Source organism: Lactobacillus sp. CBA3605 (assembly GCF_002970915.1).
Classification (GTDB): Bacteria; Bacillota; Bacilli; order Lactobacillales; family Lactobacillaceae; genus Lactiplantibacillus.
In genome coordinates, this window is sequence record NZ_CP027190.1 from 711890 (window position 1) to 724998 (window position 13109).

A 13109-nucleotide genomic window follows, 5' to 3' on the forward strand; every position below is an offset into this window, starting at 1 on the left:
AAAGCACGTCAGCCGCTACGCTTAACGTTGCCTGTACAATACCGTAATCAACTAGTTAAGTTATAGTTAAAAGTTTTAATTGGTTATTAAACAAACTAATTGAGTGATGACTAAAAAAGCGTTTGGACTAAAATCCAAACACCTTTGAGGTCACACTATTTCACCACTTACAAGGCTAATATCATCGTTTGATGTGCCAATCCAGCCTCAACAAAAGGGGCGCCTTGCGGTTCAAATCCGAGTTGCGCATAAAAACTTTGCGCCGAAACTTGGGCACCTAAGACTAAGCGCTGTGCCCCTTGTTGGCGGCCATCCATCATCATTCGTTGCAAGATGGCTTGCGCATAACCGTGACCACGGGCAGCTTTCAAAGTTGCAACCCGTTGTATATGTAACTGTTGGTCAGTGACCGGCGTCATCCGGGCGGTTGCCACCGCCTGGCCAGCATCATTATATAAGACGTAGTGCCAAGTAGCCGGCGTAACGGTGTCTAATTCCAAGGCTGGCGTAATCTTTTGCTCCGCAATAAACACCGCTCGTCGAATCATCAGCGCATCTGCATAAACTTGTGACGTCGTCTGATTACTCATTTTAATTTCCATTTTCTCACCCTACCTTAATAATACCCTTTTGAGAATACACGTTCCACCCCCTATCGTCAAACCCTGCTAGACAGCCAACCGACACCATTTAACCGAATGTTAACGATTACGCCCACATGAGGTATGGTAGAATGACATGATGACTGATTTTCAGTCATCTCCAAATTTGTCACAAATGAGGTCTTATAAACATGTTTACGAAACTCCGCCGACACGTCGACACGCGGATTGGGTTCTTTTGGTTACTCATTTTCCTATTTTGGGCCAAGACCCTCTTCGCCTACTTTGTAGAATTCTCCCTAGGTGTTTCGGACATTCTACAAGTCTTGCTAATGCTTGTTAATCCGTTAGCAACGACTGTATTTTTATTTAGCTTAGCGTTATACATTCGCAAAACTGGCTTTTATTACTACATCTTATTATTAATTGATGCGCTTAATACGGTCCTGATGTATGCCAACGTAATTTATTACCGCGAATTTACTGATTTTATGACCGTCAGTACCATTACGGGTTATTCCAAGGTTAATCAAGGGTTAACCGGCTCTTCATTAGCGTTAACCAATTGGTACGACTTTATTTATTGGATTGATATTATTGTTTTACTCGTCTTATTCATTTTTCACCGGATCAAACACGATGACCGCCCCATCAAAAAACGGACGGCCTTTGCGTATACTTCTGTGGCAATTGCTGGCTTTGCGTTGAACTTAACCTTAGCCGAATCGAATCGGCCTCAACTGTTGACCCGGACTTTTGATCGCACTTATATCGTCAAATATCTTGGCTTAGATGCATTTACCGTTTATGACGGTATTAAAGATGAACAAACAAATCATCAGCGCGCCAGTGCCAAAAAATCGGAACTCGATACGGTTAAAGCTTTCACGCAGTCGCATTACGCCGCCCCGAATGCCAAAATGTACGGCATTGCCAAGGGGAAGAATGTGATTGTCATTCACTTGGAAAGTTTCCAGCAATTCCTAATTGATAAGAAAATCAATGGCCAAGAAGTGACACCGTTTTTGAATAAGCTCTACCATAGTAATTCAACTTATTCGTTCAAAAACTTCTTCCATCAAGTGGGCCAAGGCAAGACCAGTGATGCTGAGAACATGCTAGAGACCAGTACTTATGGCCTAGCAACTGGTTCCTTGTTTGCCCAATTAGGTTCTGATAATACGTTCCAAGCTGCTCCTGCGATTCTAAATCAACGTGCGAAGTATTCTTCGGCGGTCTTCCATGGCAACGTGGCCAGCTTCTGGAACCGCAACAACACTTATAAAAATATGGGCTATCAATATTTCTTTGATGCCAGTTACTTTGACACGACCGGTGATAAGTCAACCGGCTACGGCTTAAAAGATAAGCTGTTATTTAAGAATTCGGTTCAATATCTGGAACGGTTACAACAACCGTTTTACGTCAAATACATTACCGTCACGAATCACTTTCCATTCAGTATGGATTCTGAAGATACCGACTTTAAAACGACTGACACGAGTGATTCAGCCATTAATGGGTACTTCCAAACCGCCCATTATCTGGATCAATCCGTTAAAGAATTCTACGCCTATCTCAAAAAGGCCGGACTCCTTAAGAATTCAATGATTGTCTTGTATGGCGACCATTATGGGCTCTCTAATAGTGAGAATACGACATTGGCACCCATTCTAGGTAAATCAGCTAAAGATTGGACGTCCTATGACAATGCTCAGCTTCAGCGAGTGCCATTCATGGTCAATATTCCGGGCACCACTGGTGGTAAGATTGAGTCCACTTACGGTGGTGAAATAGACGTCTTGCCGACGATCCTACATTTATTAGGCATCTCCAGCAAACGTTATATCCAGTTTGGGACCGACTTATTCTCAAAAGACCATGATCAGGTCGTCGCCTTTCGGAATCGTGATTTCGTGACCCCGAAGTATACTGTCCTTAGTGGGAAAATCTATAGTAATGCCACCGGTGAAGAGCTAACGGCCACGGACGCAGTCAAAAAAGCCGTCGCCAAGGATCAAACCAAGGTCAATAAGGAATTAAGCTTGTCAGATTCCTTAAACTCTAAAAACCTGTTACGTTTCTATACACCGAAAGGCTTTAAGAAGATTACCGCTTCAAACTATAATTATGCGGACGGTCTTCAAAAAGAAATCAAGATTGAAAATGCGTTGAAGAATGCCTCAACTAGTCTGTATTCCAAGAATGGTGATAAATCAACTACCGAGTTCTATGAAACAGATGCACCTGAAGCAACGCATAAGAAGACTGATTCGACTCGAATCCAGATTACCAATCCGGATGACACTGACAGTAACACCAGCACTTCCAGCAGCAGTTCCAAATAATCACTTTCATTTCCGCTAGCCTAATCAAGACAAAAACTTGATTATGGCTAGCGGATTTTTTTCACGATAATAAAAAAGAACTCGGGTTTTAAGCCCGAGCTCTAAAAAATTGATTGTCCAACTACCAGTCACACTTAACCGGTGGTTATTGCCTTAACACTGATTTATTTGTTACCGACTGGTTTTCCTTCAACCGATACTTTTTTTAACCGCATGTAGATTAAGTTAAGCACCAGCCCAACAACCGCAACTGCAATTGCTACATAGAAGGCTTTGGAAAAATCGCCACCATTACTAGTCGCCATGTTGGCTGCAACTTTAGGCCCAAAGAAAGCCGCTGCTGAGTAACCACAGAAGATAATCCCATAATTAACCCCTTGATTGGCAGGACCATAATTTTCCATCACCATCGGTGGGAAAACACCCATCACACCACCAAAGCAAAGCCCTAAAACAATGATCCCTAAGGCAAATCCAAATTGAGAAACCCAACTTATTAAGATAACGAAAGCAACAATAACTGCCCCCAAAATGATCGTTAGCGTATGATTCCGACCAAACTTATCAGAAATAGTCCCCCAAACAACGCGACCTGCACAATTACTTAGCGAGTATAGACTGACATACAACGCGGCAGTACCAGCAGTTAATTTAAACATTTGCTGTCCAATTACAGCGGCATTTGAAGCAATCATCAACCCAGAAAAAGCGCCAGTGAACATCATCAAGAAAATTAGATAGAAGTACGGACTTTTCAACATCGCCACCCAATTTTGATTAACCGCGACACGCTGATGACCAGTCGGCGTCCATCCAGCTGGTTGATAATTCACTGGGGTATTCTTAATAAAACAACTCGCAATCAACACAACAATTAGGTAAGCAACTCCTAAAACTTTAAACGCATAACTAGCATCATGGCTTTGAATTAAACTATTCGCAATTGGCGCAGCAATAATCGCAGCACCGCCCATTCCAGCCGTAATAATGCCGGCAGCCAACCCCTTCTTATCTGGAAAGAGCTTAATGGTATTACTCAAGCATCCTGAATAAGCGAGCCCTTGACCGAGGCCACCAATCAATCCATAAGTGAGATATAACATCCCAGGACTAGTGGCGAGACCCGTTAAGAAGAATCCCAAACCAAACATGACACCCCCGACAACAATGGTCCACTTAGCTAACCCTTTATCGGTTAAAAAACCACCTAGAATCATTGGAATCGGGCTAATCGCTGAATTAATAGTGAAAGCTAACATAATTTCACTCATTGACCAGCCTTTTGAAGCACTTAATGGTCCGGCAAATACACTGAATGCATATACAGCACCGGTACAAAGCAAAATGGCAGTTGAAGCAATTAATACTTGCCAACGATTTATTTTCTTAACCATGATATTGCCTCCCTAAAGTTGCGTCAGCCTACTTAGTCATTTCGTCGACCGCTGTTTTACCAGCAACCCGACCAAACGTGAAGATATCCGATAATGAATTTCCACCTAAACGATTACCAGCATGTAGGCCGCCAGCAACTTCTCCAGCAGCATACAGACCATTAATAACTTGACCTTTTTTAGTCAAAACGTGCGTTTGCGTATCAATCTTTAAGCCACCCATCGTATGATGAATCGCTGGTTTTCTTGGCGTCGCATAGAACGGTGCTTTTTCAACTTTCAAATCAAAGGCACTCTTACCAAACTCAAGATCCTTGCCGGTCTCAACGTACGAATTGTATGCCTTAATCGTTTGTGTAAAGATTGCTGGATCCATCTGTAATTGTTGGGCTAAGCCTGCCAAGGTGTCATCGCGATATAAAGTACCGGCTTTAACCTGTTGATCGAGTTTAGCTTGCGATGTATTGTAAGCCGTTTTTTTAATTTCATCATCAGCGATTAGATAGAATAAGCTACCGTTATCAATCGCTGCTTGGGTCAACTCATCTCGACTCCCATACTCATTAACAAAACGTTTTCCCTGTTGGTTAACCATCACAAAATTCTGTGGTGGCACTTGTAAACCGGTAAACAGCTCACCTGTATCAGGATCAGACACCGGCATCATCTGTGAAAAGCCCATACCGACTAAATCAGCGCCGGCACTTTGACCAAGCTTAATGCCGTCCCCTGTGATGGCTGGTGAATTCGACGTTTGAATATCATCGTCAATTTCGGTCCAATACGTGTTATATTTTTTCAGCATTTGGGTATTGGCACCAAAACCACCCGAAGCAAGCACGACTGCTTGTGCGTGAATGATTACTTCTTGACCGTTGGCACCTTTGCAACTCACACCACGAACTTGACCATCTTCAATGATTAATTTTTGGACTGGTGTTTCCAACATAATCTGACCATCATGAGCTTCCACAAATTGCTTCAAAGCAGAAATATAAGCAAACCCCTCACTGCCTAAAGGCTTGTGTCCACGCCGCCACAATGCCCCAACCGGCATCGTCACATCCGTTTGATCAAATTTAACCCCAATCTTTTCGAGCCATTTAACTGATTCTAGTGCATGGTCGGTTAGAATTTTAACTAAGTCATATTGCCCATAGATCTTAGTTCCATTTAAATCAGTCCGCTTACCCCCGAGATACGTTTGAATCCGGTGTAAGAGTTTAGAATCAAAAAGATAGTCATCACCCTTTGCTAAATAAGTGTTGATTTGGCGCTTTAATTCTCTAAAATCAGCTAAATAGTCAGCGTCAATCTGGCTTTCATCCATCTTAGCTAGTGTCGCTAAGGTGTGACTTTCGCCTGCAATCGATTCAAACTGATTTTGCCAAGTTGGATCAGCGGCATTCATTGGGCCCCCTGCTCGAACGGTATTACCACCCAAAGCTGGAAACTTCTCGACTAGAATGACCTTTTTGTGTGCCATCAGTGCACTGGCTGCGGCTGTTAAACCGGCCCCACCGCCACCAACAACGACCAAATCAGTATGATACTCAGCCGCTTTAACTTTAGTGACCATCGCCGGCTTAGGACGTTTCTTTAAAATGTCGGGATTACCACCCGCCATTTTGACTGCTTGAGCGACACCATCAAGAACCCCATGACTGGTAATTGAAGCGCCTGAAAGGATGTCCACATTCAGCGTTTGACCATCAATAATTTCTTGCGGGATTTTTGTAAAGACGACATCTGCGATACCGGCCGTCTCGCCCGTAGTATCAATTTTGATATCTTCAATCCGATCTTTAGATAACGTCACTGCCATTGGTAGTTCCCCATTATGGCCTTTAGCTGTGACCTCAAAAGTACCAGGCTTAAACTCGAGGTCTTCGGGAACATTTAATAAGTTAGCAATTTCAGTAAAATGCATAAACCGATTAAAACAAGTTTCCAGAAAGGCCACCGTCCCGCTGGCCTTTAAATTACCGGCGTCATCAAAAGCCGTCTGCGCATTACCCAATAAGAATTCAAACCCAGGCATGACAGAAGCATTGACCCCCGGTGCATCTAACACTTGGCGCAAATGAAGCTGCGCCCGTGACGATCCTTGACTTTGAACAGAAGCCCCCACAATCATCACTGGCTTACCATCAAGCGAATGCAATTTGAATGATAGCCATTCTAAGATACTATTTAGAGCTGACGGTATCGAGTGATTATGTTCAGGGGTGGCAATAATGACCCCATCGGCGGTTTGAATTTTAGTATTAAAGTTTTGAATGACTGCACTATCTGATTGATCGTCCGATTCATCAAATAGCGGCACATCTGTTAATTCCAGAATTTCAATGGTGGCTTTAGCTGCAAAATGAGTTTGCATAAATTGCAATAACTGGCGATTATATGATTTGCTCGCATTTGTCCCAACAATTCCAATAAATTTCATTAGTGTTGCCCTCCATTAGTTGGTTCCCACGTAAACCGTTGATTTTTTTCCGCTTGAAATGGCTGACTGGCTACCAATTGCGCGGTAATATCAACAAATAAACAAAACTGCTTAAAACAAGCTGTGAGTTCCGTGACTTTAGCTTGATCAATCAAATTACCCGCATCATCAAAAGCTTCCAATGCATGCCCTAATAAGAATTCTTCACTTGGCATGACGCGCGCTTTTAATTCTGGTGCATCTAAAATTTGGCGTAAGTGCGCTTGTGCGCGTGATGACCCTAAAGCCCCGTATGATGCGCCGACAATCATAACCGGCTTATCAATTAATGGTCGTGTCGTGTAAGACAACCATTCCAGAACACTTTTCAAAGGTGCCGGAATCGTGTGATCGTATTCTGGCGTGGCAATTATCACCCCATCGGCGGCTTGAATTTTAGCAGCCAAGGTTGTAATCCCCGCTGGTGCCACCCGATTTTCAGGTTGATTGAATGCCGGTAATCCCCGAATTTCACAAACCTCAATTTCCACTTGGGCATTAAATTGAGTTTTCATAAACTGTAATAACTTTCGATTAGCTGATTTGACAGCATTCGTCCCAACGATTCCAATAAATTTCATGTTAGCCTTCCTTTCACGAGCTGTTCTGATTTTCACAAACTTTTACAAAAAAATACGGCAACTTCTAACCTTGAATCGGCGTTAATTGAATTGTGCAAAACTCTTATTTAATCGGCTATAATTAAAATCAACCAACTTTTTGTTAGCGTTTTACTTACCCTTACAGTCTAATTTAATTCGGTTAGTTTGTGAAATATTCGTTTAGTTATCACGTCATAGGCTATTTGCTATTAAATTTCGGTCTTTACGCGGTATAATAGCATTAGTTTTTAACTGAAGGGAGCGTCACATGACCCAATTCAATTCACCCAACATGTTGCACTATCTGGATACGCTACTAAAGTACGGTAATTACACCAAAGCTGCGAAAAGTCTGTATATTTCGCAACCTTATCTCACTCAGCTAATTCAAAGAACTGAGAAAGAACTCGCCATTGAAATTATTAACCGCCAAAATAGCCCCTTACAGCTCACCGAAGCGGGCCAATTATATTATCAATATTTGAGTTCCCTAGAAACTGAGCAAGCCACTTTCCGTAAAACAATTGCAAAGTACTCGGCAGTTAAACAGACTGTTATTCGGATTGGCGTCTTATCCAGTCTAGGAACCTACTTGTTACCCTTATTCCTACCGCAATACCTTACCGCTCATCCACAAATTAAGGTTGAATTGTACGAGGATATCCCAACTAATAATGAACAAAAAATTTTAGCCGGTGATTTAGACTTATTAATCGGTCAAAATCCCGAAACCATTTCGCCAAAGTTAACCAGCTATCATCGCGGTCCTCACGGTTATAACGCTATTATTCCAGCATTCTCGCACTTGTATCAACCAGATCGGCTACTTTTAGAACCTAATACGGTCCCCATTAAGACCTTATTACAAGAAAAGCTCATCTTAACCACGCGTGGCTCTGCGATTCGACGTCAAGTTGATTATCTCGCTCACAAATATAAGATCCAACCGACCATTACGTTGGAGAGCAATAACATTTTTACTATTGTTAATTTAGCTAAACGTGGCTTAGGTCTTACTTTTTTGCCAGAAAGCGTCCAGATTACACCACAACCAGGTATTGCACCTAATTTCAATATCTACCCATTGCCTTTGGACCTCCTCTCTTTGAATTATTTTATTGCCCATCCGGCCGACAAAACACTGCGCCCGGCTGAAAAGGAACTGATTCAAACTTTTTTAGAACAACTGACAGCTGCGCTAAACTAAAAAAATAGCTGGTCAATAATCGGTTGATTATTGACCAGCTATTTTGATTCGATCAGCTAATTGGGTCGTATAAGCCAGTTCACCTTGCTTAGTAATGACCAAGCCTTCGATTCCCGGAACTTGATTTAATTGCGTGATAATCGCCCGGGGCGTTTGATTGAACAAACGGGTCGTCCAAATCTCACCCGCTAAAGATTGCGCTGAGACAATCGTCAAGCTTTCTAAATCCGTCTTAATTGGATAGCCGGTCTGGTCATCAAAAATGTGATGATAAGTCTGACCATGCCACGTCAATTGACGTTCATAAATTCCCGAAGTCACCACTGATTTATCCTTAATCTGAACCGCCGCCGCATCGTTACCTCGCGCTAAGAACGGATTTTGAATCCCAACGCGCCAGTAATCGACGGCTCGCTGTGGTGGCTTGCCGTAAGTTAACACATTACCACCCAAGTTGATAAATGCGGCCGTTGCTCCTTGTGCCTTAAATAGCGCAATTATTTTATCCGCAAAGTAGCCTTTCGCTAACGCCCCTAAATCCAGCTGCATGCCGACCTTTTTGAGTAACACGGTCTGTTTACTGGCATCTAAACTAATCTCATGAGGATCAATTAGCTTAAGCACTGTTTTAAGCTTGGCGGGGGTCGGATAATGGGCATCATCAAAGCCAATCCGCCACGCTTTGATGAGCGGACCAATCGCAATGTTTAAAGCTGTCCCTGGCACTAAGCTTTGCGCCGTCCCAATTTGAATCAGCTCAAATAAATCTGCATCAACCGTCATCGGTTTAAGTCCTGCCTGTTGATTAAGCCGACTCAATTGCGACTGCTCATCATTAGCACTAAACCGCTGTTCATAGTCAATCAAGCGCCGCTCAGCATCCGCCAATAAGGATGCTGGTTGCGGATGAGCCACCCAAATCGTAATCACGGTACCCATTAAATGTAAGGTTCTAGTCCCCGTCTGCATGCCATTCCCCCCTAATGCTTAACTATGGACATTAAGCTAATGCGCGCGTTTTTCAAACAACGTTGTACTGTGTAATGGGCTACGGCGTTCTGGATAGAGTTGCATCATTAATTGATTGACCGCATTCGGCGCCTCGCCAAAACCACTCGCAATTAGCCCCAGCTTACCGGCATACGTGACAATATCCCCAATGGCCGCCATTCCAGGCACATCGGTGTTCATTTGCGTATCCACCGTAATTAACCGGTGTGCCAAAGTCGGCGTGACTTGCCACGCTTGCAAGAGCTTATTATCGGCAATAAAGCCATAATTAACGACCAATTTATCCACCGCTAAAGTTTCTTCCGCTGTCCCCCGAACTTCCTTCATGGTCAATTGAACTTGACCATGAGCCAACGGCGTCAACGCCTTAATCAAAAACGGGGTTTTAATCTGAACTGGCGATGCTTTTAATAAATCAACATTATGCTCCATGCCACGAAACTGATCACGCCGGTGCATGATATAAACTTGCTTCGCCACTGGCGCTAACATAAGCGCCATATCAATCGCTGAATCGCCACCACCAGCCACCAACACTGTTTGATTTTGAAATTGGTCACGGCTAGGCAAGTGATAAAATAATTGTTGCCCTTCAAACTGCGCTGCATTGTCAACGGCGAGCTTCCGGGGTTGAAATGCCCCACTCCCGGTAGCCACAATCACCGCTTGGCTATGTGAAACAGCTCCCGTCTTGGTCGTAATCGTAAAATCACCTAGTTGACCTGTAATATTAGTGACTGCGCTATTCAACTGCACCGCAATCGGAAACTGCTGCATTTGGGTCGCCAGTTGTTGCACGAGGTCCCGCCCGCGAATGGCCGGATACCCTGCAATATCGTGAATCATTTTTTCAGGATAAAGTGCCTGAACTTGGCCACCCAATTCTGGCAAGCTTTCCAACAATTGGACCCGGGCATTACGCATGCCGGCATAAAAAGCCGCAAACATTCCCACGGGGCCCCCACCAATAATGGTTAAATCGTACTTTGCAGTCATTCGTCAACCAACTTTCTCAATTAATCATTAACTGTCCTCAGTTTAGTGGATTCTGCGACCATTTGCAAAAACATTGCCACGACTTTCAACTATAATAGTCTTAACTTAGTTGAGGAGGCTTACCGACAACATGACACGGCAAAAAATCATTTTGATAATGGCTATGATGAGTAGTTTAATCGTCACGGGTAGTGGTGCTTATTGGCATTACCGGTTAGCGCCACTGCGGTCAGCCAAAGTTCAAACAACCAACATTCCCACGATCTTTATTGCTGGTGATTATGCGCGGGCTTTCTCAACAGACGGTTTCGTCCATCGCTTAAGCGCCGCTCACCTTGCAACTAAGGCCCTCGTCGTTAATGTCGGGCAACACGGGCAAGTGCACGTTCATCAATTCGCCCCATTACGACATAATCCGACGATTCAAGTTGTCTTTGCTGATAATCATCATCCCACACGGCAGGCCCACCAATTAGTCACCGTGATGCGGCTGCTAAATCAACGCTACCATGTTCGCCGATACAATGCTGTGGGCCATTCATCTGGGGGTAATATTATCTTTGATTATTTAACGCATCAGTCCAATCAATCTCCTAAAATCAATAAGTTTGTGACCATTGCGTCAACTTATCCACAGGCCACCGCGGCCATCAAACGGCTGCCAGCCAAGTTGCCTATTTTAACCATTGCTGGGCACGTTTGGCAAAGTAATGGCGACGGGACTGTCCAGCTGAAAGCAGTACTCGCATTCAATACGGCGTTACGGCGCCAAGGTCGTCATCCCAAAACCAAGTTAATCCAGGGAAGTCCGTTAACCGCCGCCCATTCTATGTTGCATATCAACCCGACCGTGGATCGTGCGGTCATTACTTTCTTATACGGCTACTAATAATCAAGAACTGGTCCCCCGCCTAATCATGCTGAAACGCTTGTAAAAATGGCGCGGTCACAGCTTGCGCTTCAAAATCAGCGCGCGTTAGACTGGCTTTGATTTTGTGATCAGCTAACCAAAGAACTTGATACTTTGAAAAAGCCCGCACATCACGAACATCATGCGTAATCATCAGATAAGTACGCTCTGGATGCGCTTGGATCACCTTGACTAATACCCCCACATGCTCACGATCAATAAAAGCCGTTGGTTCATCTAGCACGACCAGCTCGCGGTCTAATTGCAAAAAAAGCAATAGCTGGACTAACTTCTGTTGCCCACCAGATAAGTCATGATACCGGTAATGCCAAAGTGGGGTTAAAAAGGCTAAGGTTGGGGCATCTAGTCGACTGGTTAGCTGAGCTAACGTTACCTTAACCTGTCCATATTCAATGCCTAAAATAAGCTGCGCAGCATCGCTCACTCGAATCGCCGTTAACATCGGTAACTGCTGGCTTAAATAAATGGCCGTTAATTTAGGGGTGAGCGTTCCTTGACACGGTCGTAATCCCACCAGAATATCAGCGAGCGTCGTTTTGCCACTCCCATTTTGCCCAATCAGAAAATTGACTTGCCGTTCCGGCAGCTCAAAATTCAGCTGGTCAAAAAAGGGCTGTTTGGCATGTGGAAAAGTATAACTAACTTGCTGAATTTGCATTTAAAGGGCCTCCGTTGGTAATAACTTAAACCGGCGATAACTGAAGTGACCGATCAAGAGACTCACCACTAAAACACTGACATAAGTCGGTAAAAATTGCATCCAATGTCCACTTACCAGCACTGAAAAGCTATTTGTCACAAAGAAAATCGGGTTCACCAAATTCATCCAAATATTGTTTAAACTGATACTAAAAGTCGCCACAAGCCAAGCTGAACCAATCGCCAACCCTAACATCACGAGATTCATAATAGCATTGATAGTTTTATAGCGTAATGCCCAGCTTAACAACGGTAAGCAGCCACTAACAATGGGCAAGTACACGATTAACAACACCACCCACAGTCGCCAGATAATAGTAAACGGCGCCAGCTTGAAAAATAAGCCACCACCAAGCCCCACTAGCGTTAACACAACACCTAAAAGCAACAAATTAATTAACGCCTTACTCACAATAAAAACGGATGGCTTCACGACTAATGCTTGATATTGCTTCAAGTACCCTTGCTCACGCAACATTGCGATATCCGCAATCACAATTAGGGTATTCGAAAAAATCATCCACGCCACAAAAGGCATCACGGTTGTCGTAAATTGTGCTAATGTCAATGCCTTAAACCACTCTCCTCGTGTATTCAAGGCAAACAAAATAATCGGTACTAGCACGGTATACGTTAGAACCGTCAAATTAGCTAGCATGACTTTCAGAAAATATTGGCTATAAAGTAAAACCTGTATGCCGTATTTCCGCATGTGACCGTCCCCTTTTCAGTCAAAATATGTGATTAAAATTAGTTTTCTAATCATTCTATAATGATACGAGCTATTATCGAACCTGTCAATCGGTTAAATTAGTCAGGCTTACGAATAAACCT

11 protein-coding genes are annotated in these 13109 nt (G+C 43.5%); 3 read left to right on the forward strand and 8 right to left on the reverse strand.

The genetic code is table 11. The features are described 5' to 3' along the window. Positions 1–167: 167 nt before the first annotated feature. Positions 168–602 carry a GNAT family N-acetyltransferase gene (locus C5Z25_RS03580; protein ID WP_105451367.1) on the reverse strand — a complete coding sequence of 145 codons (435 nt, stop codon included), beginning with the start codon at positions 600–602 and terminating at the stop codon, positions 168–170. A gap of 191 nt (positions 603–793) precedes the next feature. Between C5Z25_RS03580 and C5Z25_RS03585 the strand changes: the two genes are divergently transcribed. After that, positions 794–2950: an LTA synthase family protein gene (locus C5Z25_RS03585; protein ID WP_105451368.1), complete on the forward strand. Its 2157-nt coding sequence runs from the start codon at positions 794–796 to the stop codon at positions 2948–2950. A gap of 164 nt (positions 2951–3114) precedes the next feature. Here C5Z25_RS03585 and C5Z25_RS03590 read toward each other — a convergent pair whose 3' ends face one another. Genes C5Z25_RS03590 through C5Z25_RS03600 form a run of 3 tightly spaced genes read right to left on the reverse strand, consistent with a single transcriptional unit; the run spans position 3115 to position 7410 of the window. Continuing rightward, complete coding sequence (locus tag C5Z25_RS03590) at positions 3115–4344, reverse strand: L-lactate MFS transporter (protein ID WP_105451369.1); 1230 nt, start codon at positions 4342–4344, stop codon at positions 3115–3117. A 28-nt stretch (positions 4345–4372) separates the two neighbouring features. Continuing rightward, positions 4373–6790 carry a flavocytochrome c gene (locus tag C5Z25_RS03595; protein WP_105451370.1) on the reverse strand — a complete coding sequence of 806 codons (2418 nt, stop codon included), beginning with the start codon at positions 6788–6790 and terminating at the stop codon, positions 4373–4375. Further along, complete coding sequence (locus C5Z25_RS03600; protein ID WP_105451371.1) at positions 6790–7410, reverse strand: NADPH-dependent FMN reductase; 621 nt, start codon at positions 7408–7410, stop codon at positions 6790–6792. The genes C5Z25_RS03595 and C5Z25_RS03600 overlap by 1 nt, the downstream gene beginning before the upstream one ends. Before the next feature lie 289 nt (positions 7411–7699). On the opposite strand from C5Z25_RS03600, the gene C5Z25_RS03605 reads away from it, so the two are divergent. Next, the gene (locus C5Z25_RS03605) at positions 7700–8638 is read left to right on the forward strand and encodes a LysR family transcriptional regulator (protein WP_105451372.1); all 939 of its coding nucleotides are present in this window, start codon (positions 7700–7702) and stop codon (positions 8636–8638) included. A gap of 27 nt (positions 8639–8665) precedes the next feature. Here the strand turns inward: C5Z25_RS03605 and C5Z25_RS03610 are convergent, their stop codons facing one another. Beyond that, positions 8666–9607, reverse strand: coding sequence for an FAD:protein FMN transferase (locus C5Z25_RS03610; RefSeq protein ID WP_105451373.1), 942 nt, complete (start codon positions 9605–9607; stop codon positions 8666–8668). A gap of 36 nt (positions 9608–9643) precedes the next feature. Then, positions 9644–10645 (reverse strand): NAD(P)/FAD-dependent oxidoreductase, encoded by a 1002-nt coding sequence (locus tag C5Z25_RS03615; RefSeq protein ID WP_105451374.1) that lies wholly within the window; start codon positions 10643–10645, stop codon positions 9644–9646. A gap of 130 nt (positions 10646–10775) precedes the next feature. Between C5Z25_RS03615 and C5Z25_RS03620 the strand changes: the two genes are divergently transcribed. Next, positions 10776–11534 carry an alpha/beta hydrolase gene (locus C5Z25_RS03620; RefSeq protein WP_105451375.1) on the forward strand — a complete coding sequence of 253 codons (759 nt, stop codon included), beginning with the start codon at positions 10776–10778 and terminating at the stop codon, positions 11532–11534. 22 nt (positions 11535–11556) lie between these two features. On the opposite strand, the gene C5Z25_RS03625 is transcribed toward C5Z25_RS03620, so the two are convergent. Together C5Z25_RS03625 and C5Z25_RS03630 are read right to left on the reverse strand one after the other, a co-directional pair. Continuing rightward, on the reverse strand, positions 11557–12234 hold the full coding sequence (locus C5Z25_RS03625; RefSeq protein WP_105451376.1) for an ATP-binding cassette domain-containing protein: 678 nt from the start codon (positions 12232–12234) through the stop codon (positions 11557–11559). Then, positions 12235–12987, reverse strand: coding sequence for a hypothetical protein (locus tag C5Z25_RS03630; RefSeq protein ID WP_105451377.1), 753 nt, complete (start codon positions 12985–12987; stop codon positions 12235–12237). Positions 12988–13109: the final 122 nt, after the last annotated feature.

What these genes read in the sequence shown, in the direction of transcription:
- C5Z25_RS03590 (WP_105451369.1), bottom strand. Translation starts at nt 4,344, where the DNA reads ATGGTTAAGAAAATAAATCGTTGGCAAGTATTAATTGCTTCAACTGCC.
- C5Z25_RS03585 (WP_105451368.1), top strand. Translation starts at nt 794, where the DNA reads ATGTTTACGAAACTCCGCCGACACGTCGACACGCGGATTGGGTTCTTT.
- C5Z25_RS03595 (WP_105451370.1), bottom strand. Translation starts at nt 6,790, where the DNA reads ATGAAATTTATTGGAATTGTTGGGACAAATGCGAGCAAATCATATAAT.
- C5Z25_RS03620 (WP_105451375.1), top strand. Translation starts at nt 10,776, where the DNA reads ATGACACGGCAAAAAATCATTTTGATAATGGCTATGATGAGTAGTTTA.
- C5Z25_RS03605 (WP_105451372.1), top strand. Translation starts at nt 7,700, where the DNA reads ATGACCCAATTCAATTCACCCAACATGTTGCACTATCTGGATACGCTA.
- C5Z25_RS03610 (WP_105451373.1), bottom strand. Translation starts at nt 9,607, where the DNA reads ATGCAGACGGGGACTAGAACCTTACATTTAATGGGTACCGTGATTACG.
- C5Z25_RS03625 (WP_105451376.1), bottom strand. Translation starts at nt 12,234, where the DNA reads ATGCAAATTCAGCAAGTTAGTTATACTTTTCCACATGCCAAACAGCCC.
- C5Z25_RS03600 (WP_105451371.1), bottom strand. Translation starts at nt 7,410, where the DNA reads ATGAAATTTATTGGAATCGTTGGGACGAATGCTGTCAAATCAGCTAAT.
- C5Z25_RS03580 (WP_105451367.1), bottom strand. Translation starts at nt 602, where the DNA reads ATGGAAATTAAAATGAGTAATCAGACGACGTCACAAGTTTATGCAGAT.
- C5Z25_RS03615 (WP_105451374.1), bottom strand. Translation starts at nt 10,645, where the DNA reads ATGACTGCAAAGTACGATTTAACCATTATTGGTGGGGGCCCCGTGGGA.
- C5Z25_RS03630 (WP_105451377.1), bottom strand. Translation starts at nt 12,987, where the DNA reads ATGCGGAAATACGGCATACAGGTTTTACTTTATAGCCAATATTTTCTG.